This window comes from Mesorhizobium sp. 2RAF21 (assembly GCF_052115345.1).
In the GTDB taxonomy this organism is placed as follows: domain Bacteria; phylum Pseudomonadota; class Alphaproteobacteria; order Rhizobiales; family Rhizobiaceae; genus Mesorhizobium; species Mesorhizobium terrae.
Map to the genome: position 1 here is coordinate 18,571 of NZ_JBFRGM010000011.1, position 22,295 is coordinate 40,865.

Annotated in this window: 18 protein-coding genes, 1 other RNA gene and 1 pseudogene; 4 read left to right on the top strand and 16 right to left on the bottom strand. The window is 65.4% G+C overall.

Going from position 1 to position 22,295, the window contains the following annotated elements; all coding sequences use genetic code 11:
• The 9 genes and pseudogenes from ftsW to mraZ all read right to left on the bottom strand — a co-directional run bounded on the left by ftsW (position 1) and on the right by mraZ (position 10,338).
• Positions 1–1,161 carry a putative lipid II flippase FtsW gene (gene ftsW / locus AB4136_RS18510; protein ID WP_024923440.1) on the bottom strand — a complete coding sequence of 387 codons (1,161 nt, stop codon included), beginning with the start codon at positions 1,159–1,161 and terminating at the stop codon, positions 1–3.
• Entirely contained in the window at positions 1,161–2,561 is a 1,401-nt protein-coding gene (gene murD, locus AB4136_RS18515; RefSeq protein ID WP_024923441.1) for a UDP-N-acetylmuramoyl-L-alanine--D-glutamate ligase, read from the bottom strand. Before murD ends, ftsW begins: the two co-directional genes overlap by 1 nt.
• A 7-nt stretch (positions 2,562–2,568) precedes the next feature.
• On the bottom strand, positions 2,569–3,651 hold the full coding sequence (gene mraY / locus AB4136_RS18520) for a phospho-N-acetylmuramoyl-pentapeptide-transferase (protein ID WP_024923442.1): 1,083 nt from the start codon (positions 3,649–3,651) through the stop codon (positions 2,569–2,571).
• Positions 3,652–3,673: 22 nt separating this feature from the next.
• Positions 3,674–5,104: a UDP-N-acetylmuramoylalanyl-D-glutamyl-2,6-diaminopimelate--D-alanyl-D-alanine ligase gene (locus AB4136_RS18525; RefSeq protein ID WP_024923443.1), complete on the bottom strand. Its 1,431-nt coding sequence runs from the start codon at positions 5,102–5,104 to the stop codon at positions 3,674–3,676.
• Positions 5,101–6,549, bottom strand: a complete 1,449-nt coding sequence (locus tag AB4136_RS18530; RefSeq protein WP_024923444.1) for a UDP-N-acetylmuramoyl-L-alanyl-D-glutamate--2,6-diaminopimelate ligase — start codon at positions 6,547–6,549, stop codon at positions 5,101–5,103. The genes AB4136_RS18525 and AB4136_RS18530 overlap by 4 nt, the downstream gene beginning before the upstream one ends.
• Before the next feature lie 58 nt (positions 6,550–6,607).
• A complete protein-coding gene (locus tag AB4136_RS18535; protein WP_024923445.1) occupies positions 6,608–8,320 on the bottom strand; it encodes a peptidoglycan D,D-transpeptidase FtsI family protein in 1,713 nt (570 codons plus the stop codon).
• A 176-nt stretch (positions 8,321–8,496) separates the two neighbouring features.
• Positions 8,497–8,862, bottom strand: a pseudogene (gene ftsL / locus AB4136_RS18540) (cell division protein FtsL); the annotation flags it as partial.
• Positions 8,863–8,866: 4 nt separating this feature from the next.
• The gene (gene rsmH / locus AB4136_RS18545; RefSeq protein ID WP_024923447.1) at positions 8,867–9,883 is read right to left on the bottom strand and encodes a 16S rRNA (cytosine(1402)-N(4))-methyltransferase RsmH; all 1,017 of its coding nucleotides are present in this window, start codon (positions 9,881–9,883) and stop codon (positions 8,867–8,869) included.
• Positions 9,880–10,338 carry a division/cell wall cluster transcriptional repressor MraZ gene (gene mraZ / locus AB4136_RS18550; protein WP_024923448.1) on the bottom strand — a complete coding sequence of 153 codons (459 nt, stop codon included), beginning with the start codon at positions 10,336–10,338 and terminating at the stop codon, positions 9,880–9,882. The genes rsmH and mraZ overlap by 4 nt, the downstream gene beginning before the upstream one ends.
• A 415-nt stretch (positions 10,339–10,753) precedes the next feature.
• Between mraZ and AB4136_RS18555 the strand changes: the two genes are divergently transcribed.
• Positions 10,754–11,872, top strand: coding sequence for a cystathionine gamma-lyase (locus tag AB4136_RS18555; protein ID WP_024923449.1), 1,119 nt, complete (start codon positions 10,754–10,756; stop codon positions 11,870–11,872).
• Between the two features lie 80 nt (positions 11,873–11,952).
• On the opposite strand, the gene rnpB is transcribed toward AB4136_RS18555, so the two are convergent.
• From rnpB to AB4136_RS18585, 6 genes are all read right to left on the bottom strand, one after another.
• Positions 11,953–12,348, bottom strand: an RNA gene (gene rnpB, locus AB4136_RS18560) — RNase P RNA component class A.
• A gap of 80 nt (positions 12,349–12,428) precedes the next feature.
• On the bottom strand, positions 12,429–13,193 hold the full coding sequence (locus AB4136_RS18565; RefSeq protein ID WP_024923450.1) for a lytic transglycosylase domain-containing protein: 765 nt from the start codon (positions 13,191–13,193) through the stop codon (positions 12,429–12,431).
• Positions 13,194–13,379: 186 nt separating this feature from the next.
• On the bottom strand, positions 13,380–14,144 hold the full coding sequence (locus tag AB4136_RS18570) for a peptidoglycan recognition protein family protein (protein WP_024923451.1): 765 nt from the start codon (positions 14,142–14,144) through the stop codon (positions 13,380–13,382).
• On the bottom strand, positions 14,141–14,860 hold the full coding sequence (locus AB4136_RS18575; protein WP_024923452.1) for a J domain-containing protein: 720 nt from the start codon (positions 14,858–14,860) through the stop codon (positions 14,141–14,143). Before AB4136_RS18575 ends, AB4136_RS18570 begins: the two co-directional genes overlap by 4 nt.
• A gap of 89 nt (positions 14,861–14,949) precedes the next feature.
• Positions 14,950–15,594 carry a Vgb family protein gene (locus AB4136_RS18580; protein ID WP_024923453.1) on the bottom strand — a complete coding sequence of 215 codons (645 nt, stop codon included), beginning with the start codon at positions 15,592–15,594 and terminating at the stop codon, positions 14,950–14,952.
• A 64-nt stretch (positions 15,595–15,658) separates the two neighbouring features.
• The gene (locus AB4136_RS18585) at positions 15,659–16,879 is read right to left on the bottom strand and encodes a hypothetical protein (RefSeq protein WP_024923454.1); all 1,221 of its coding nucleotides are present in this window, start codon (positions 16,877–16,879) and stop codon (positions 15,659–15,661) included.
• A gap of 119 nt (positions 16,880–16,998) precedes the next feature.
• Here AB4136_RS18585 and AB4136_RS18590 point away from each other — a divergent pair, with 119 nt between their 5' ends.
• Both AB4136_RS18590 and AB4136_RS18595 read left to right on the top strand, forming a co-directional pair.
• Positions 16,999–17,793: a DUF899 domain-containing protein gene (locus AB4136_RS18590; protein ID WP_024923455.1), complete on the top strand. Its 795-nt coding sequence runs from the start codon at positions 16,999–17,001 to the stop codon at positions 17,791–17,793.
• 5 nt (positions 17,794–17,798) lie between these two features.
• A complete protein-coding gene (locus AB4136_RS18595) occupies positions 17,799–18,104 on the top strand; it encodes a hypothetical protein (protein WP_024923456.1) in 306 nt (101 codons plus the stop codon).
• Between the two features lie 120 nt (positions 18,105–18,224).
• Here the strand turns inward: AB4136_RS18595 and AB4136_RS18600 are convergent, their stop codons facing one another.
• Positions 18,225–18,458: a hypothetical protein gene (locus AB4136_RS18600; RefSeq protein ID WP_024923457.1), complete on the bottom strand. Its 234-nt coding sequence runs from the start codon at positions 18,456–18,458 to the stop codon at positions 18,225–18,227.
• A 181-nt stretch (positions 18,459–18,639) separates the two neighbouring features.
• Here AB4136_RS18600 and AB4136_RS18605 point away from each other — a divergent pair, with 181 nt between their 5' ends.
• Positions 18,640–22,284: a hydantoinase B/oxoprolinase family protein gene (locus tag AB4136_RS18605; protein ID WP_024923458.1), complete on the top strand. Its 3,645-nt coding sequence runs from the start codon at positions 18,640–18,642 to the stop codon at positions 22,282–22,284.
• Positions 22,285–22,295 lie beyond the last annotated feature (11 nt).

Sequence of the window (22,295 nt, forward strand, 5' to 3'; positions counted from 1 at the left end):
CTACTCCGCCGGCATGACGCGCGAGGCGTAGCCTTGCAGGCCGCCCAGCGACTTGCGTTTCTCGGGCTTCTTGCGGGTCAATGCCAGCACCATGCCCATGGAGATGGCGATCGCGATCTGCGAGGAGCCGCCATAGGAGATGAAGGGCAGCGTCATGCCCTTGGCCGGCATCAACTGCAGGTTCACCGCCATGTTGATGATCGACTGCAGGCCAAAAATGGTGACCAGGCCGCCGATGGAATAACGCGTGAAGTCGTCATGCTCCTTCAGCGCCGTGTTGAGGCCGCGCAGCACGATGAAGGCGAAGATGGTCATGATGAAGAAACACATGATCAGCCCGTATTCCTCGCCCGCCACCGAGAACACGAAGTCGGCGTGGCTGTCGGGAATGACGCGCTTGACCGTGCCCTCGCCCGGTCCGACGCCGAACCAGCCGCCATTGATCAGCGCCTCCTTGCCCATGTCGACCTGATAGGTGTCGCCCTCGCCGGTCAGGAAGCGGTCGATACGGCCGGCGACGTGCGGCAGGATCGTATAGGCCGCGAACACGCCGGTGGCGCCCATTGCGCCCAACACGACGATCCACAGCCACGACAGGCCGGCCATGAAGAACATGATGCCCCAGGTGCCGGTCACCAGCATGGTCTGGCCGAAGTCAGGTTGCGCCACCAGAAGCGCCACGACGAGGCCGAGCAGGATCATGGCCAGCACATTGCCTGGAATGTCGGGCTGGCGCTTGTGTTCGGCGAACAGCCAGGCGCACAGCACGACGAAGGCCGGCTTGAGGAATTCGGAAGGCTGTACCGACAGGCCGGCGAAGGAAATCCAGCGGCGCGCGCCCTTTACCTCCACGCCGACGAACAGCACCGCCACCATCAGCACCAGCATGATGCACAGCATGATGACGGCCATGCGCCGTATCTGCCGTGGTTCGAGGAAGGACACGGCCAGCATCACGCACAGCGCCGGCACGGTGAAGATGATCTGGCGCGTGGCGAAATGGAACGGGTCGAGGCCGATGCGCTGCGCCACCGCCGGGCTGGCGGCGAAGGACAGCACGATGCCCAGTCCCATCAGCGACAGGAACGCCGCCAGGAACCATCGGTCGATGGTCCACCACCAGGTTGCAACGGGGCTTTTGTCGAGACGGCTGGCGGCCATTATCGTGTCCCTCCGATGGGTTTCACGCCATCAATAGCAGCGACGGCTTGCCTGAAGGCTTCGCCGCGCACCTCGAAATTCTTGAACTGGTCGAAGGAGGCGCAGGCCGGCGACAGAAGCACCACCGCCTCGCCGCTCTCGTCCCGGGCGGCTTCCGCCGCCGCGCGTTCCACCGCGGTCGCCAGCGTGCCGGCGATCTCGTAGGGCACCGCCTCGCCGAGCGTCGCCGAGAAGGCCGGGGCGGCCTCGCCGATCAGATAGGCCTTGGCGATGCGCGGGAAGAAACCGCGCAGCGGTTCGATGCCGCCTTCCTTGGGCAGGCCGCCCGCGATCCAGTAGATACGCGGGAAAGACGACAGCGCCGGTGCGGCGGCATCCGCATTGGTTGCCTTGGAATCGTTGATGAACAGCACGTGATCCTTGCGGGCGACCTGCTCCATGCGGTGCGCGAGGCCCGGGAAGCTCTCCAGCCCGGCCTGGATCTCGCCGAGTTCCAGCCCGACTTTCAGGCAGGCGGTGACCGCCGCCAGCGCGTTCTGCGCGTTGTGCTGACCACGCAGCGAGCCGATGCCCTCCAGAAAGCCGACGCGGCTGTAGCGCCCGTGCACGGCTTCCATCAGATTGGTGCCGTCGGCAAAATAGCCGTCGGTGAGCGGCAGCCGCTTGGAGATGCGGATGACTTCCTTGCCGGCGCGCTCGAGCCGGTCGGCGATCTGCGCGCACCAGGCGTCGTCGACGCCGATGATCGCGGTTTCGGAACCCGCCACCAATTGTTCCTTGATCGACGCGTAGTGCTGCATCGTGCCGTGCCGGTCGAGGTGATCCGGCGTCAGGTTGAGCAGGATGCCGGCGGTCGGGTTGATCGAGGGTGCGAGATCGATCTGGTAGGACGAACACTCCACCACATAGTGGCGGCCCGCCGCAGGCGGATCGAGCGTCATCACGGCGCGGCCGATATTGCCGCCCATCTGGGTGTCGCGTCCGGCCGATTTCAGGATATGCGAAGTCAGCGCCGTGGTCGTCGACTTGCCGTTGGTGCCGGTGATGGCGATGAAGGGTGCATCCGCCTGCAGCCTGTTGCGCTCGCGCGCGAACAGTTCGACGTCGCCGATCACCTCGACGCTTGCCGCGCGCGCCAACTCCACCACCCAATGCGGCTTGGGGTGGGTCAGCGGCACGCCGGGCGACAACACCAGCGAGGAAATGCCCGCCCAGTCGGCGCCGCGCAGATCGCCCGTGGTAACGCCCTGCTCCTGTGCCCTCGCCACGCTCTCGGGATTGTCGTCCCAGGCCAGCACTTCGGCGCCGCCCTCGATCAGGGCACGCGCGGTCGCGATGCCGGACCCACCGAGCCCGAACAGTGAAACGCGTCTGCCTGCGAAGGATGTAGCCGGGATCATGCAGGGCCTATCGCAGCTTGAGGGTGGAGAGGCCGATCAGCGCCAGGATGACGGCGATGATCCAGAAGCGGATGACGACCTGGCTCTCGGTCCAGCCGAGCTTTTCGAAATGGTGATGGATCGGCGCCATCAGGAACACACGCTTGCCGGTCATCTTGAAGTAGCCGACCTGGATGATCACCGAGAGGATTTCCAGGACGAACAGGCCGCCGATGATGGCCATGACGATCTCGTGCTTGACCGCGACCGCCACCGTGCCGATCAATCCGCCAAGCGCCAGCGAACCGGTATCGCCCATGAAGATCGCCGCGGGCGGCGCGTTGAACCACAGGAAGCCGAGGCCGGCGCCGATCACCGCGCCCAGGATCACCGCCAGTTCGCCGGTGCCCGGCACGAAATGGATCTGCAGATACTCCGCGAACACCGCGTTGCCCGACAGATAGGCGATGACGCCGAAGGAGGCGGCCGCGATCATGATCGGCACGATGGCGAGGCCGTCCAGACCGTCGGTCAGGTTCACGGCGTTGCCCGCGCCCACCACCACGAAGGCGGCGAAGGGGATGAAGAAGAAACCGAGATTGATGATCAGTTCCTTGAAGAACGGAAAGGTCAGCGAGGAGGAGAACGGCGGCTGGCCGCTGCGCATGATGATCCAGGCGGCGATGCCGGCGATGATGAATTCGAGCGCCAGGCGCGCCTTGCCGGAAAAGCCGAGATGCGACTGCTTGGTGACCTTGAGGTAGTCGTCATAGAAGCCGATGGCGCCGAAGCCGAGCGTGACGAACAACACTACCCAGACATAGATGCTGGTCAGGTTCGCCCACAGAAGCGACGAGCCGATGATGCCGGTCAGGATCATCAGCCCGCCCATGGTCGGCGTGCCGGCCTTCTTGAAATGCGTCTGCGGCCCGTCGGCGCGGATCGGCTGCCCCTTGCCCTGGCGCACACGCAGCGAATTGATGATCGTCGGCCCGAAGATGAAGACGATGAGGGCGGCCGTGATCAGCGCGCCGCCGGTGCGGAAGGTGATGTAGCGAAAGACATTGAAGACCGTGACGTGGTCGGCAAAGTCGACGAGAAGCCAGAACATGCGTTTTCGTCCCCCGGGGCCTTCAAATCTGCGTTGCGGCGGTCTCCGCCGGAAATGTCTTGACCAGAGTGTCGACCAGCTTGGCGAAGCCGATACCCTTCGATGACTTGACCATCACCACGTCGCCCGGCTGCAAGGCCTTGATGAGCGCAGGCTTCAGCGCGTCGGTGGTTGGCATGTAAGTGACGTTCGCCTCGGCCGGCAGCGCTTCCGCCAGGGCCTGCATATCAGGTCCGGCGAGCAGCACCATGTCGGCGCCCGCCTCCGTTACAGGCTCGGCCAATGCGGCATGCAGCTTCTGCGACTGCGAGCCCAGTTCCAGCATGTCGCCGAGCACGGCGACGCGGCGTCCGCCTTCGGCCACCGGCGTGTCGCGCAGCAGCGTCAACGCCGCGCGCATCGAGGTCGGGTTGGCGTTGTAGCTTTCGTCGATCAGCGTCGCCGTGCCGCCGGGCAGGCCGAGCACATGGCGCAGGCCACGGCCCGGTGCCGCCGACAGGTCGGCCAGGGCCTCGGCGATACGCGTAACCTCGGCGCCGACGAGATGGGCCGCACCCAGCACCGCCAGCGCATTCTGCGCGATATGCCGTCCTGGCGCACCGACGCGCGCCACCAATTCCTTGCCGGCGATCTTGACGGTGATGACCGAATGGTCGGCCGCAAGCACGCAGTCGACCAGGCGATAGGTGGAGCGCTGCGCCTCGCCGAAGCCGAAGACATGGGCGACACCGGCCTGGCGCGCCATCTTAGCCAGCAGCGTCGAGCGCGGGTCGTCGCGGTTGAGCAGCGCCGCGCCTTCCGGCTCCAGCCCTTCGAAGATTTCGGCCTTGGCCTTGGCGATCTCGTCCAGATTGCGGAAGAAGCCGAGATGGGCGGCCGCGATCAAAGTGACGATGGCGACATGCGGGCGCACCATCTTCACCAGCGGCCGGATCTCGTCGGGATGGTTCATGCCGATTTCGAAGACGCCGTAGTCGGTGTCCTGCGGCATGCGCGCCAAGGTCAGCGGCACGCCCCAATGGTTGTTGAAGGAGGCGGCCGAGGCATGCACCTTGCCGACCACGGACAGGACGTGACGAAGCGCTTCCTTGGTGGTGGTCTTGCCGACAGAGCCGGTCACCGCGATGATCCTGGCGCGGGAACGCGCGCGCGACGCCACGCCGAGCTTTTCAAGCGATGCCAGCACGTCGGGCACCACGATCATCGGCGCGGTCAGCCGGCCAAGCGCCGGTAATTTGCCTTCGGCGACGATGAGAACGCCGGCGCCGGCCTTGATGGCGGCGGTGGCGAAGTCGTGCCCGTCCATCGCGTCGCCCTTGATGGCGAAGAAGGCCTCGCCCGGCTGCAATGTGCGGCTGTCGATGGAAATGCCGCTGACGCCTTCCGGCATGGCGCCGATCGGGCGGCCGTCAAGGGCGGCAACAAGGGCGTCGGCGGTCCACAGATGGCTCATGCGGCACGCTCCCTGAGTGCGGCGCGCACCTCCTCGTGATCGGAGAACGGCAGCGTTTCGGCGCCGACGGTCTGCCCTTCCTCATGGCCCTTGCCGGCCACGATCAGCGTGTCGCCGGCATCGAGCATCGCCACCGCTTCGTGGATCGCCTTGCGGCGGTCGCCGATCTCGATGGCGCCGGGCGCCGCCGCCATGATGGCGGCGCGGATTTCTTGCGGCACTTCCGAGCGCGGGTTGTCGTCTGTGACGATGACGACGTCGGCCAGTCGCGTGGCGATCTCGCCCATGATCGGGCGTTTGCCGCGGTCGCGGTCGCCGCCGCAGCCGAACACCACCAGGACGCGACCGGTGGTGAAGGGCCGCACCGAGGACAGCACATTCTCCAGCGCGTCCGGCTTGTGGGCGTAATCGACATAGACCGGCGCGCCGACCGAGGTCGTACCGACCAGGTCGAGCCGACCGGGCGCGCCCTTCAGCTTTTCGAGAGCAGCCAGGGCCTTGGCCGCCGGCGTGCCGGTGGCCATCGCCAGCCCGGCCGAAACCAGCGCATTATAGATCTGGAAGTCGCCGGCCAGCGGCAGGTCGATCTCGTAGATGACGCCGTCGGCCTCGATTTCGGCCCGCTGCCGATGGCGCTCGTGCTCGACGCGCTTGAGTTGCAGGAAATCACCATGGCGGCCGACGGTGAGCACGGAAAGCCCGGCCGCTTTTGCGGCGGCAACGGTCGGGGCCGACCACGGGTCGTCGGCGAAGATCACCGCCGGCGCGCCCTTGGGCAGCAGCGCATCGAACAGGCGCAGCTTGGCGCGGTGATAGTCCTCGACCGTCGGGTGGTAATCCATATGGTCGCGACCGAGATTGGTGAACGCGCCTGCAGCGAGCTTCACGCCGTCCAGCCGGCGCTGGTCGAGGCCATGGCTGGAGGCTTCCATCGCGGCATGGGTGACGCCGGCGTCGGCCAGTTCCTTGAGCAGGCGGTGCAACGCGACCGGGTCCGGCGTGGTCAGCGAACCGTATTCGTCGCGGCCTGGCGCTACGACCCCGGTAGTGCCGATGGAGGCGGCGGCAAACCCCGCATGGTCCCAGATCTGGCGGGTGAAGGCGGCGACCGAGGTCTTGCCGCTGGTGCCGGTGACGGCGACCATGGTTTCAGGCTGGCCGCCGAAGAAACGGGCTGCCGCGAGCGCCAGCGCGTGGCGCGGATCATCCACGGAGATCACCGGCACGCCGAGGCCGGAAAGGCCGGCACCGCGCGCGGCAACGATGGCCGATGCACCGCGCTTGGCAGCGTCCGCGGCAAAGGTCGCGCCATCGGCCTTCGAGCCAGCCAGCGCAAAGAACAGATTGCCGGTACGGACCTGCCGCGAATCCGAAGCGACGCCGGTCACCGCTGTGTCGGAGGAAGCCTCGACAGGCAGGACACCGGCTAGATCTCTAAGTTTCATCGAACCCCAGTCATTGCAACAAAACGGCGCGCATCCCGGCGCGCCTCTTAAGAATCACTCAGTAGGACACCATCGTTGCCGCATTTTCTTGGCCGAAATCGGGCTTGACGCCAAGCATCGGCGCCGAGCGGCGGATGATGTTGGCCACCATCGGCGCGGCGTTGGAGCCGGCGGTGGCGCCCATGCCGGGCTTTTCCGGCTTCGGCTCGTCGATGATGGTCAACACGATATATTGTGGATCGTCCATCGGGAACGCCGCCACGAAGGCGTTGAAGCGGACATCCTTCGAATAACGGCCGTTGATGACCTTTTCCGCAGTGCCGGTCTTGCCGCCGACGCGATAGCCGGCGACTCGGGCGTTCTTGCCGGAGCCTTTTTCGGCGTTCAGCGTGTAGAGATAGCGCATGCCCTCCACGGTCTTCTCGCTGACCACCTTCTTGGCGACGTCCATCGCCTGATCGGCGGTGCGGGTCAGGAAGGTCGGCTGGATCAGGAAGCCGCCATTCATCAGCGCCGCGCAACCGACCGCCGTTTGCAGCGGCGTGGTCGAGATGCCGTGGCCGAAGGCGGCGGTGATCGAATGCACCTTCTTCCAGACTTTCGGCTCAGTGGGCTTGGCCACTTCCGGCAGTTCGGTCTTCATCTTTTCCAGCACGCCGAGGCGGTGCAGGAACTCGCGGTGGCCTTCGATGCCGACGACGTCGGCTTCCTTGGCCGAGCCGATGTTGGAGGAATAGATGAACACTTCCGGCACCGACAGAACGCGGCCCTTGCCGTGGAAGTCGCGGATGGTCTGGCGGCCGATGGTGATCGGACGCGAGGCATCGAACTTGGAGTCCATCGTCACCTTGCCGGAATCCAGCGCCATGGCGGTGGTGAAGCTCTTGAAGGTCGAGCCCATCTCGTAAAGACCGGCCGACATGCGGTTCAGCCGGTCCTTCTCCTGGGCGTTATAAGGATTGTTGGGATCGAAATCCGGCACCGAGGCCATCGCCATCACTTCGCCGGTCTTGATGTTGAGCACGACACCGCCGGCGGCGATCGCATGATACTTCTCCATCGCGGTCGCGACCTCGTCGCGCACGATGTGCTGGACGCGCAGGTCGATCGACAGCTTGACCGGCTTCAGATCGCGGGCAACGGCGAGGCCCGACTGCTGCAGGTCGGCCAGCCCCTGATCGTCGATATACTTCTCCATGCCGGAGATGCCCTGGTTGTCGATGTTGGTCAGTCCGACAACATAGGAGGTCGTCTCGCCGGCAGGATAGAAGCGCCGCTTCTCGGTGCGGAAGCCGATGCCGGGAATGCCGAGCTGCATGATTTCCGACTGCTGCTTCGGCGTCAGCTGGCGCTGTAGCCAGACGAAACCGGCACCGCTCTTCAACTTCTTGTAGGTCTGCTCGTAATCGATTTCCGGCAGCACGGTCGCCAGCTTCTCGATCGCCTCGTCGGCATCGACCATGTGGCGCGGCTCGGCGAACAGCGACGACGTCCTGATGTCGGTGGCCAGAACCTCGCCATTGCGGTCGACGATGTCGGGCCGCGAAGCCGTCACCCGGCTGGGCGGCGGGCCGGAATCGCTCGGCCCCTGGAAGCCCAGCCACACCAGCCGACCGGTGATGGCGATGTAGATGCCGAAAAACACCGTCATCGTCATGACGACGCGGGTGCGCGTCTTGCCGCCGGTCGCCTTGCGGGCGCTGTCGAGGACGATCGAGCCGTTGTCGCTGCGCGGCGAACGTTTCAGGAGCTTGTTGAGAACGCCGATCATTCGTCAGCTCCAGCCTCGATCTGTTGCGCGATCTTGTCCAGTGAAGTCGGCTTGGCGGCGCTGGCCGCCTTGTCCTTCGCCACGGGTTTCGGCTTGGCGACGGCGGCAATCTTCTTGTCGGCCGGCTTCGCCTTGTCCGCGGCCTTGGCTGCCAGCTTTGGTTTCTCCGCCGCCTTGTCCTTGGCGATCGATGCGGTCTTTTCCTTGTCGATGCCGGCAGCGCCATTCTCGGCCATGATGTCTTCGATGGAGAGCGGCGGCCGCTGCGGCAGGTCATCCAGCCCGACCACCTGGCGCGCATCGACGGACTGGAGATTGAGCTGTGTCTTGTAGAGTTCGGTCAGCTTCTGCAGGCGGGCCGGCTGCGTCAGCAGGCTCCAGTCGGCCCTGAGCAGTTCGATCGTCTCTTCCTCGGTGCGTATCTGAGACTGCAGCTTGTAGACCGCGGTCTGCTGCACCTCGGCGTCGCGCTTGATCTTGTAGGTCATGGCCGCCGCCGAGACCATGACGGCGATCAGGATGATGTCACTGGTACGGAACACGCGCTCACCTCTCGCCCGGCTTGCTGACGCCGGGAAGTTTTGGAAGGCCGAAGATGGACAGGTCGCCCGCGCGGGCCGGCGCCTCGGTGCGGATCGCGGCGCGCAGCCTGGCCGAACGCGCGCGCGGATTGGCGGCAAGCTCGGCCTCGCCCGCCGTCACGCCGCCGCCCGCCTTGCGGAACGTGGCGGTGCGGATCTGCGTCTCCGGCATATGGCGCGAGCCGGCCGCCTGTTCGGAGCGGTCGGCGATGAAGCGCTTGACGATGCGGTCTTCCAGCGAATGAAAGGTGACGACGACGAGCCGCCCGCCGGGCCTGAGCACCCGCTCGGCGGCGATCAGTGCCATGGCCAGTTCGCCAAGCTCGTCATTGACGAAGATGCGCAGCGCCTGGAACACCCGCGTCGCCGGGTGGATCTTGTCGCCCGGCTTGCGGCCGATATGGGTTTCGATGGCGTCGGCGAGATCGAGCGTGCGCTCGAACGGCTTCTTCTCGCGCCGCGTCTCGATCATGCGGGCAATGCGGCCCGAATGGCGCTCCTCGCCGAGAAAGCCGAAGATGCGGGCAAGGTCGCCCGCCTTGAAGGTGTTGACCACGTCGGCGGCGCTCATCCCCGACTGCGCCATGCGCATGTCGAGCGGACCGTCGAAACGGAAGGAAAACCCGCGTTCGGCCTGGTCGAGCTGCATGGACGAAACGCCGATGTCAAGCACGACGCCGTCGACGCCCTCGGCATGCTGGTCGAGCGTCGAAAAAGGCGCATGGACGAGGCGGAGCCTGCCGTCGGCCTGCTGTTCAAGCGCCCTGCCCGCTGAAATCGCGTCCGGATCGCGGTCGATGGCAATCACCGATGCGCCGCTGTCTAGAACCGCCCTGGTGTAACCGCCCGCGCCGAAAGTGCCGTCGACGATCACCTCGCCGCGCTGCGGCGCCAGTGCCTCGACGACCTCGGCGAGGAGGACCGGAATGTGGCGGGCCGGTCCGCCAGCGGCGTGGAGATCATCGCCGTGGCCCGCCGTCATTCCGGCCGCTCCCCTGGCTTCGTCCCCTGCCGAAGATGCAAGAGCCTGGACCGCGCGGCCGCCCCATAGGCGGCCAGCCGTCCCGGCTCCCATATCTGGAAAAAACTGCCCCTCCCCACGAAGGCCACTTCGGTTGTTATTCCGGTATGCTCGCGAATGAAATCGGTCAACGTGACGCGCCCATCCTGATCCAGCTTCAGGAAGGTGCCGTCGCCATGGCAGAAGAAGGACATGTCGTCCGCCGTCTGCAGGAACGGATCCTCCTGCGCAATGCGTTGCTCGTAACGGTCGAGCAGATCGAGCCCGCCGACATCCATCGCCGCCTGGTCCAGGCAGCGCAGTGCATAGAGTTCCGAATAGCCGCGTTTCTGCAGGACCGTGCGGAAATGCGCAGGCACCGAGACGCGCCCCTTGGCGTCGATCCGGTTCACCGCGCTTGATAGAAAACGGTCCATGACGCGCTACAGCCGCTTGCGCCGCTGCACCTCTCAACATCCTCGCAGCCATGCCGCCGCGGCACGGCCCCTTCACCAGGCCCACCGCGCCGGACGGAGCGAAAAACGACACACGCACAGCCGACGCGGTTGGCCGTTCGGCGTACGCTTCACCCTGACACGAAACGAAGGCTTGATTAGCGAGATGGGATATCATGGGGTATCATGGGCGTCAACGGGAACAGGCTTCACAAACCCCTTAGAAGGTGACATTGCGGGCACTGCCGTATTTATCCTCCATTAAGCCTAACGAAGTGTTTAAGAGTGGCTCCGCCCTTGCCCCGGCAAGCAGCGAGGCATAGCGTTTGAAATGCTCGCCCGAGCGCCGCTTCGACGCTTTCCAACCCTCTCCAGAGACCTTTTCCCGAGATCCGCCATGTCCGAAACAGCTCCCTCCCGCGCCGCCGGGCTCCTTCATCTCAGGCGCGACGGTCTGTCCAAGGGCGATTCCATTCCCCTACCGCTGACGATGGCATCCACCTTCCATGCGCCCGGCGATTCGACCGGCTTCCATCAATATGGCCGGTTCTCGAACCCGACCTGGGATGGAACCGAAGAGATGCTGTCTTATCTGGAGAACGCGCCGGCCCTTGCCTTCCCGTCGGGCATGGCGGCGATTTCCGCGGCGTTCTTCGCGCTTCTGAAAACCGGCGACCGCATCCTCTTGCCGACCGACGGCTACCACACCACACGCATCCTGGCTGATCGCTTCCTGCGCGCCTTCGGGGTCCATTTCGACACCCGCCCGACAGCCTCCTTCCTCGACGGCGGTTTTGACGGCTACCGGCTGGTCTTCGTCGAAAGCCCTTCCAATCCGATGCTGGATATCTGCGACATCGCGGCCGCCGCCGAAGCGATCCACAAGGCCGGCGGCCTGCTTATCGTCGACAACACCACCATGACGCCCTTCGGCCAGCGCCCGCTCGACCTCGGCGCCGACATCGTCGTGGCGGCCGACACCAAGGCGCCGAACGGCCATTCCGACGTGCTGGCCGGCCATGTCGCCAGCCGCAACGCTGACGTCATGGCGGCCGTGAAGGAATGGCGCACCACTTCGGGCAGCATTCCGAGCCCCTTCGACGCCTGGCTGCTGCATCGCGGGCTGGAGACGCTCGATGTGCGTTTCGACCGCATGTGTACATCGGCAGAGCTGATCGCGCCGCGCATCAAGGCGCATCCGGCGGTCAAGGCGCTCCGCTTTCCCGGTCTCATCGGCGACCCGTCGCACAACCTTGCCAGCACGCAGATGGAGCGCTTCGGCTTCCTCATCAGCTTCGTGCTCGGGTCGGAAGACGAGGCCGAGAATTTCATCAATGGCTGCGAACTGATGGCCGCCGCCACCTCCTTCGGCGGGGTCCACACCTCGGCCGAGCGCCGCACCAAGCGCGGCGACGCCGTGCCGCCCGGTTTCGTCAGGCTGGCGATCGGCTGCGAGCCGGCGGAGGATTTGTGGGCTGCGATCAAGGCATCGCTGGACAGGATTGCGGCGGCTTAGGCGGCGCGGCTGAATCAAACTCCGAACGACCTGAATCGAAATCCGATCAAGTCGCCCGAAGCCACTGAAATCCTGAGAAAAATGCCAGCCGGCCTATAAGCCGGGTTCTGTATGGCCCCGCCCCTTGCGGAGCGGAACGTGGCGGCCATTCATCTTGGGCGCATGTTGCCATACGCCTCACGCAACCTACCCGGGCGGTGGGCCGGAAACAGCCCTGAGGGTTTCCCCTCGTACCGCCCCTATTCGGTTTTGCTCCCGGTGGGGTTTGCCCTGCCGCTCCCGTTGCCGGTCGCGCGGTGGGCTCTTACCCCACCCTTTCACCCTTGCCGCGGAGAACCGCGGCGGTTTGCTTTCTGTGGCACTTTCCCTGGGGTCGCCCCCGCCGGCCATTAACCGGCACCGTGTCTCCATGGAGCCCGGACTTTCCTCACCCGCAGCCTTTCGGCTCTTGCTGGTGCGGCCGCCCGGCCGGCTGGCAGGGCGTATAAAGGCATTCGCAAGCGAAAAGGCAAACGAAAACCGCAGCCGGCTCAAATGGGTCCCAAGGAGATCGTGCTTAGCTGGCGCCGCCGAGCTGCGCCTGCACCTTCCGGCAATAGGCCGCCGAGATCGGGTTCATGCGCTTGGCGGCATGGCCGGCATTGTATTTGAGAATGGTGCCGCAGGTGGTGCCGCCGCTGAGCTCCTGCGCCATCGCCAGATACTTCATGCCGTATTTGATGTTGGTCTCGGGGTTGTGCAGCCCGTTGGCCGAGCCGCTGTAGCCCATCATGCGCGCGGTGGCAGGCTTGATCTGCATCAGGCCGATCTCGCCGGCGCTGCCGACCATACCGGGCCGGTAGTTGCTTTCGACCTTGATGACGGCATGCGCCAGCCTGGCCGGCACGCCGTAGCTGGCGGCATAGCGGGCGACGATATCGGAATAACGCACGTCGGTTCCACCGGCGTAATAAGGCTTGGTGGTGCGCGGCGCGATCGAGGCTGTGGTCGTCATGTCGACCATCACTTTCCTCCTGGCCTTGCCGACCCTGTCGCCCTTGCTGACCCTGTCGCCCTTGGCGACCTTGACCGTCTTGCCGGCCTTGGTGTTCGACGCGGTCTTGTTGTCCTTCGCGCAGCCGAACAGATAGGGGCACGGCTCGGCAGCGGTCTTGGAGCGCGCCACGACCTGCTTGGCCTTGGCCGGCTTGGCTATCGTCTGATTGGCGGCTGGGGCGGTCTGGTCAGCCCTTGGACTGGCCGCGGCGCTATCCTGCGACGTGAAGGCAATAGAAATCATCCCGGCAGCAAAGGCTGCCGCTACAACGAACGGTTTTTGCATACGATCCTGTTTTTCTTGGCCGCGCGAAGAACTTCGCGCTACATCCTGTCATGAATGACGAACTAGCCTTGGCAATAGTCCGGCATTGGTGTGGACTTGCCTTTGAAACCCGATTTGGCGGCAATGAAGGCCGGGCAATTCAATTCATATTACAAATTGTAATATTAAACGGAAGCGCAACGATGGTCAGGCTAGACTTGCCGCCGCGGAAGCAACCAGCCGCTTCAACGTCCTGATCGTCGAGCCATCGGCGACGCCGTCGACAAGGCGCGGCCGGAAATGACGCTGGAAGGCCTCTACCGCGATCCGCGTGGCGGGGTCGAAAATCCTCGTGATTCCAAGACCATAGCCGTAAAGCGCCAGCAGCGACTGCAATTCCTCGACCTGAGCGCCCTGGTCGCCTTCGCGCAATGCCGCCCCTTGCCGGATCGGCGCCGCGGGCACCAGATGGCCGATGCCGGCAGCATGCAGCGCCTTCCACGGAAACCTTTCGCCGGGATCGACCTTGCGACCGGGTGCCACATCCGAATGCGCCAGAATACGTTCCGGCACGACGCCGTGGCGAGCCACAATCCCGGCGCAAAGCCCGATCACCGCCTCGATCTGCCGCTTCGGATAAGGCGGATAATCCAGGGAATGGCCGGGATTGACGATCTCGATACCAACGGAAGCCGAGTTGATGTCGGCATGGCCGCGCCAGAAACTCTTGCCCGCGTGCCACGCACGGTCGCTTTCGCGCACCATCTGCACGATCCGCCCGTCCTTGTGCACCAGATAATGCGACGACACCTCGCTCGCCGGGTCGCACAACCAGGCTTCGGCGCCTTCTCCGCTCGCCATGCCCGTATAGTGCAGCACGATCATGTCTGGCCGGAACGGTCCGCGGCGCGGGCCGAAATTGGGCGATACCCTGACGTCTGCTCCGGCATGGTCGGGCGAAAAGCCGCTCATGCCGGGGCGAGGTCCCGTTCGATCAACTCGTAGGCCGCGTTGATCGCGGCAACACGCGTCGTCGCGATCTTGATGAATTCCTGCGGCAGGCCGCGCGCGATCAGCCGGTCCGGGTGGTTTTCGGACACCAGCTTGCGGTAGCGCTTCTTCACCTCGGTGAAGGGCTGGCCGCGCTCGATGCCGAGCACGACATAGGGGTCGTCGGCGCCAAGATGCACATGCCGCGCCATGATACGCTGGTAATGCACGTCCTCGATGCGGAAGATTTCGGCGACCCGGTGCAGGAACTGCCCTTCCCGCTCATGCAAAACGCCGTCGGCGGTGGCGATGTGGAAGAGACCGTCGAGAATATCTTCCAGCATCATGCAGTTGGCGTGGCCGGAGCCGCACAGCCCCGCCATCTTCTCGGCATAGGCCTCGAAGCCGGCAACGTCCTGCTTGGCCAGATCGTAGAGCCGCGCCACATTATGCGTCTCTTCCGGCGGCACTTCGAAAATCTCGCGGAAAGCGCGGATTTCGTCCTGGGTGACGACGCCGTCGGCCTTGGCCATCTTGGCCGACAGCGCGATCATCGCCACCGAGAACGAGACGCGCCGGCGCAGTTCCGCGTCGCCGGAAAACACCGTGCGCACGGCCTCGACCACCTCGGCGATGCCAGCCGTGGCGGAGGCGGAAAGGCGGGCGATGAAATCACCAATGCGGTCCCAAATCGACATGCGCTTCTCTTAGAACCAAGCGCATGGCGCTATCAAGGCACGATCGCGTCATGGGCCGGTTCGGCGAAAGCCGTTTGAGCGATAACGCCCTAGGCGGCCGTCCGGTTCGGCCGGCGCACCGCCCTTATCTTGCTGGAGTGGCCGCCGCCGCAGAAGAAGCGGTCACCGCCGTCGGATTCAAGCCCGGAAACGCCTGAGCCGGCCGGCAACTCCAGCCGTTCCAGCACCTCTCCGGTCTTCGGATCGACACGCCGGACCTCACTCTCCTCGCCATCCCACATGCCGTGCCAGAGTTCGCCGTCCACCCAGGTCACCCCGGTGACGAAGCGGTTGGAGGAAATCGTGCGCAGGATGGTTCCCGTCTCCGGATCGATCTGGTGGATCTTGCAATCGCGATACTGCCCCACCCATAGCGAGCCCTCGGCCCAGGCAAGGCCGGAATCGCCACCGCCGCCGGGTGCCGGGATCGTTGCCAGAACGCGCCCGCTCGCTGGATCGATCTTCTGGATGCGGTCCTCGGCGATCTGGTAGAGATGCTGGCCATCGAAAGCAGTTCCGGCATGCGCGGCAACATCGATCGAGCGCACGGTTTCGCCGCTTGCCGGGTCGAGCGCGTTCAATCTGTCGCCGGAGGCGAACCAGACATTGCGGCCATCGAAGGTCACGCCAGCCACCTTTTCGACGCCCGGAAAGGGACCGTATTCGCGGATGATTTCGGCGGCGGTGCGTTTCATGGTTCAGCCTCGTGTTTCAATATTGGAGCACGGAGCCCTGCGGCTCCTGTCCTTCAAAGCCACTCTAGTCGCTCGGCAGCGGTCCCGGGAGTAACAAGGCTGTCGGGAAACCCGGCACCGGCGGCGTCATCCAGCGAACCGCCCGGCCACGGCCGAACGAGTGGACCTTGCCGGCCGCGGCCAACTGCTCCAGCGCCCGCTGAACCGTGCGCGGGCTGGCGCCGAGCGCGAGTGCCAGAGCCGAGCTCGACCAGGCTTCGCCATCGGCCAGGAAAGCCAGCACCGCCGCATTTTCCTCCTCGACGGGCGGTGCCAGCACCACCGCATCGGCGGACCGGCGCGGCGCAAGCGCAAAACCCTCGCTGGTCGCGTTCACCTCGACCAGCATCCTGAGTTCCGCGCGCAGGCGACCGATCTCGACCCTCAGCCGCGCACGATGCGATTCATCGGCATATTTCGCGCCAAAGGCACGCAGCAGAAGTGTGCTTCGGGACACATCGCCCGGCCACGCTTCAGCCAGTTCGCGCACAAGGGCGAACAGCACCGGGCGCGTCGCCAGCGGCACCACGATGCCGCCGCCGCGCACGACGTTGCGGCAGGCGTCGACCACCAGCGACCCGGACGCCAGCAGCGTCTCGACCTCGTCGAGCAGCAAGGGGCGTGCCTGCCCATGGGCGATCAGCCGCGCGGCGGGTGCCTCAAGCACCACGGCGGCGCTCTCCACCTCGGCGATCAACGCGCCGATGCCCGACTGGCGCGCTGCCTCGCCGGCCCGCGCAAGAGCGGCCCGCGCAGCCCTGGTCTGCAGGCGCCGGATCGCGATGCCGGCCGCCGCCAGCTCGCGCGAAGCCCTTGCCGCCGGTGGCAAGGGTCCGACGTCGGCTTCCGTCAGCAGGCGTTCGGCTTCGTCGAGGCGGCCGATCAACAGCAGGCGCCGGATTTCGAGATTGCGCGCGTGAGCAGCGTTGACGCGATCACCATGGGCTTCCAGCGTCGCTCGGGCGGCATCGAGCGCCTTCACCGGCCAGCCGAGGTCGCGCGAGACCAGCGCGATCTCGGCTTCGGCGACGACACAACGCGCGCGCGCCACCGCTTCCTTCGGACCAAAGGCACGCGCCGCGTTCTTGAGCAGCATCTTTGCCCGGGCGAAGTCGCCAAGCTGCGCCATGGTGATACCGCGCAAAGCCAGCGCCGGCGCGTCATCGCGCAGGCCGACCCGCTTCAAGGCGCCAAGCGGATCACCGGCCGCCAGAGCGCGGGCTGCCGCGGTGATCAGCGAGTCCATGGCAATCCCGTCAAATTTGTAACTCCCGCCATCGCGCGCTCCGGGCTTAGCCTGATCCTATTCCGAAGCAAACGGCCGGACCAGTGACGGTCCGCCGAGAGTTCACAAGGAGACGTTCGATGACGATGCATGTGACAGGAACGCGCAAACAATGGCTCGAAGCGCGGCTCGACCTGCTCGCGGCCGAAAAGGAATTGACGCGGCGCAGCGACGCACTGGCCGAGCTGCGCCAAAAACTGCCATGGGTGCGGATCGACAAGGACTATCGCTTTGACACCGCCGCCGGCAGCGCCTCGTTGGTCGACCTCTTCAAGGGCCGCTCGCAGCTGCTCGTCTATCATTTCATGTTCGGCCCCGACTACAAGGCCGGTTGCCCCTCCTGCTCCTCGATCGCCGACGGCGTCAACGGCAGCGTCGTGCACCTCGAAAACCATGACGTTGCCTTCACCGCCATCTCGCGGGCACCGCTGGAAAAGCTGCTCGCTTACAGGCAGCGCATGGGATGGAGCTTCGACTGGGCTTCCTCCTTCGGCAGCGATTTCAACAGCGATTTCGGCGTCTGGTTCAGCGAAGAGCAGCAGCGCGCCGGCATCGACTACAACTATCGCCGCGAGCCAGCGATGGCTGGACCAGCAGCGGAACTGACCGACAGCAAATCGCAGCCGCGCGACGACGACAGTCCGGTCGCCCAGTTTGCCGCCACGACCGGAACCGACGCTGCCACCTTCTTGCGCGATCTGCCCGGCCTCAGCGCCTTCGTGTTGGAAGACGGGCAGGTCTACCACACCTATTCCGCCTATTCGCGTGGCCTGGACGGTATCTGGGGCATGTATCAGTGGCTGGACCGTGCTCCCAAAGGCCGCAACGAAACCGGTTTCTGGTGGCGCCGCAACGACGAATACGGTCGGGCGTAACGACTATGTTCGCGCTTGATCGAACCGGAAGCAACACGCCCAACGGGCCGCGCGGCGCAACGGCAGGCTTCACGGATTGGCTCTGCCTCGCTGCCACGCCGACCTTCGCTGCAATGGCGCTGCTCAGCGCCGTCACCGGAGGGGCGGACATGATCTGCTCCTCCATGGCGGACGCCCTGCCGCTCAACGGCATGGTGATGATGTATCTGCTGATGAGCGCTTTCCACCTGCCGCCCTGGCTGCGGCTCGTTGCCGGCCGCGCTGGCAGGTCGGTCGATGCAGACCGGCCGGATCGCGGATTTTCCGTCTGAGACCAGAACGTCTCGACAACTGACCGCTAGAAACCAAGAAAAAGGCCGGGACACGCCCGGCCTTCTTCGTTTTTGCGCGGCCGGCATCGACCGGCCGCTTCAAGCCAGGACTTCCCGCGCTTATTGCGCCGGTGCCGTGGAGTTCGGCTGCGCCGGCTTCATGGTGTTGTCGGCTGGCGGCTGCGCCTGCGGGGTCGCAGGCTTCATCGGCTGCACGTCGGCGGGAGGCGGCGTCGTGCTTTCCGTCGTGGTCTTGTCCGTGCCGGTACCACTGCCGCCGCCGCTGTTTTCACTGCAGGCGGCGACACCGAGCAACAGCAACGCCGAAACCGAGGCAAGAACGAGGTTTTTCATCGCTTTTCTCCTTCGCAACTTCACCCCCTTGTGAAGGGCGGCATCGGTTCAATGCCGCAGACGCGCATCCGTTTCGTCACATTGCGTTTCGCTCTGTAACAGCCGAACCCACGCGATCGGCCGTTGCCGGGCCGCGCCATCGGCTCTAACAGGGAGGGCAATGGCATCGAGAGGACGGTCGATGAACGGAAAATGGGACTTCTGGATCGACCGCGGCGGTACCTTCACCGACGTCATCGGGCGCGGACCGGACAGTGCGCTCCATCCCATGAAGCTGTTGTCGGAAAACCCGGAGGCCTACCCCGACGCCGCCATCCATGGCATTCGCACCTTGCTCGGCCTCGCGCCCGGCACGGCCATTCCGGCCGATGCCATCGGCGAGGTGCGCATGGGCACCACGGTCGCCACCAACGCGCTGCTGGAGCGCAAGGGCGACCGCGTCTTGCTGCTCATCACCAAGGGTTTTCGCGATGCGTTGCGCATCGCCTATCAGGCGCGCCCCGACATCTTCGCCAAGGAGATCATCCTGCCCGAACAGCTCTACGAGCGCGTCGTCGAGGTGGACGAGCGGGTGCGCGCTGACGGCTGCGTGGAACGGCTTCTCGACATCGCCAATGTCAAGCCGGCGATCGAACAGGCCAAGGCCGACGGCATCGACGCTGTCGCCATCGTCTTCATGCATGCCTGGAAATATCCCGAGCATGAGAAGGCGGTGGCCAAGGTCTGCCACAAAGCCGGCTTCTCGCAGGTTTCGGTGAGCCACGAAGTGTCGCCGCTCATCAAGCTGGTCGGGCGCGGCGATACCACAGTGGTCGACGCCTACCTGTCGCCGATCCTGTCGCGCTACGTGCAGCGGGTGGCGGGCGAACTGGGCATCGTGTCGGCACAGCCCAGCGAGCGCTCGGCCGCGAGCCCGAGACTGACGTTCATGATGTCCTCGGGCGGCCTGACCGCGGCCGACAAGTTCCAGGGCAAGGACGCGCTGCTGTCCGGCCCGGCCGGCGGTGTCGTCGGCATGGTGGAAACCGCGCGGCTCGCCGGCTTCGAGAAAGTCATCGGCTTCGACATGGGCGGCACCTCGACCGACGTCGCCCATTATGACGGCGACTACGAACGCGCCTTCGACACCGAGGTCGCCGGCGTGCGCATCCGCGCACCGATGATGCGCATCCACACCGTCGCCGCCGGCGGCGGCTCGGTCTTGCATTTCGAGGCCGGCCGCTTCCGCGTCGGCCCGGACTCCGCCGGCGCCAATCCCGGCCCCGCCAGCTATCGCCGCGGCGGCCCGCTCGCCGTCACCGACGCCAATGTCATGCTGGGCAAGCTGCAGCCCGATTTCTTCCCGTCGATCTTCGGCCCTGGACAAGACCGGCCGCTGGATGCCGAGGCGGTACGGGCAAAATTTATCGCGCTGGCAACGGAGATCGGCGACGACCGCAGCCCCGAGGCGGTGGCCGAAGGCTTCGTCACCATCGCGGTGGAAAACATGGCCAACGCCATCAAGAAGATTTCGGTGCAGCGCGGCTACGACGTCACCGAATATCTGCTGAACTGCTTCGGCGGCGCCGGCGGCCAGCATGCCTGCCTGGTGGCCGATGCGCTCGGCATGGAGGCGGTGCTGATCCATCCGCTTTCCGGCCTTCTGTCAGCCTATGGCATCGGCCTGTCCTCGGTGTTCGCATCGCGCCAAAAGGCGTTGCTGGCGCCGCTTGCCGAGAGCGCGCTGGCTGAGATCGAGGACGCGCTGGCTGCCCTGCGCGAGGCGGTTGTGAACGAGCTTGCGGAGCAAGGCGTCGCGGCAACCGGCATCGAGACGAGGCCGGTGCTGCATATCCGCTATGACGGCACCGACACCGCTCTGCCGGTCGATTTTTCCGCTGGCTCCATTGAGGCGGCGAAGCGCGATTTCGAGGCCATGCACAAGGCGCAGTTCGGCTTCGTCTATGCCGACAAGCCGATGATCGTCGAAACCGGCGCTGTCGAGGGATGGGAACAAGCCCGGAATGGCCTGGGCGAGGCCAGTGCTCCGCTCGCGAAAATCGACGCGGCAGCTCCAGAGACCAGACGGGTCTATTGCGAGGGTAAATGGCACGAGGCCGGCATTTTCCGGCGTGAGGCGATGAATGCCGGCAACAAGGTCGCCGGCCCCGCTTTGATCATCGAGCCGAACCAGACCATCGTCGTCGAACCCGGCTGGCGGGCCGAGATCACGGCGCGCAACCATGTGCTCTTGCGCCGCGCGGAGAAAAAGCAACGCCGCGCGGCACTCGGCACCGAAGCCGACCCGGTCATGCTGGAGGTGTTCAACAACCTGTTCATGTCGATCGCCGAGCAGATGGGCGTGACGCTGCAGAACACCGCCTATTCGGTCAACATCAAGGAGCGGCTCGATTTCTCCTGCGCCGTCTTCGATCGCAACGGCGCGCTGGTCGCCAACGCCCCGCACATGCCGGTGCATCTGGGCTCGATGGACCGCTCGGTCGAAACAATCATCCGCCTCAACCAGGGCGACATCCGGCCGGGCGACGTCTTCGCCCTCAACGCCCCTTACAATGGCGGCACCCATCTGCCGGATATCACCGTGGTGACGCCGGTGTTCGACGACGCACGGGAGAACATCCTGTTCTGGACCGCCTCGCGCGGCCACCATGCCGATGTCGGCGGAACGGCACCCGGTTCGATGACCCCGCTGGCAACCACAGTCGACGAGGAAGGCGTGCTGTTCGACAATTTCCGACTGGTCGAGCAAGGCCGATTCCGCGAGACAGAACTCGTCCACCTGCTGACCGACCATCGCTACCCTGCCCGCAATCCCGCCCAGAACGTTGCCGACCTCAAGGCACAGATCGCCGCCAACGAAAAGGGCGTCGCCGAGCTGCGCCGCATGGTCGAGCATTTCGGCCTCGACGTCGTCGAAGCCTATATGGGCCATGTCCAGGACAATGCGGCCGAAAGCGTGCGGCGCGTGCTCGACCGGCTGCCGGACAGTTCCGCCTATGCCTATGCCACCGATACCGGCCAGGTCATCAAGGTCAGCATCGCCATCGACCGCGGCAGGCGCCAGGCCACCGTCGACTTCACCGGCACCTCGCCGGTGATGAAGAACAATTTCAACGCGCCGGAGCCGGTGGCGCGGGCGGCCGTGCTTTACGCCTTCCGCGTCATGGTCGAGGACAACATCCCGATGAACGCTGGCTGCTTGCGGCCGATCACCATCGTCATCCCGGACGGCTCGATGCTCAAGCCGGCCTACCCTGCCGCCGTCGTCGCTGGCAATGTCGAGACCTCGCAGCACGTCACCAACGCGCTGTTCGGCGCCATGGGCGCCATGGCCAACGCGCAGGGCACGATGAACAACCTGACTTTCGGCAACGATCGCTACCAATACTACGAGACCATCTGCTCGGGCTCGCCGGCGGGGCGCATGAATGACGGCCGCGGCTTTGCCGGCACGTCCGGCGTACACACCCACATGACCAATTCGCGCCTGACCGACCCGGAAATCCTCGAATTGCGTTTCCCCGTGCTTTTGGAGGACTTCCGCATTCGCCAAGGCTCCGGCGGCAAGGGTCGCTGGAGCGCCGGCGATGGCACCCGCCGCTCGATCCGTTTCCTGGAGAAGATGGAGTGCGCGATCCTCTCCTCGCACCGCTCGCGCCCGCCGCAAGGCCTCGATGGCGGCGGCGACGGCGAAGTGGGCTCGACCAAGGTGCGCCGCCTCGACGGCCGCGTCGATGTGCTGAAAGCCTGCGACCAGACCGTGCTGGAGAAAGGCGAGGCGGTGATCGTGACGACGCCGACGCCGGGCGGCTATGGCGCGGGATGAAGCGCGTCGTC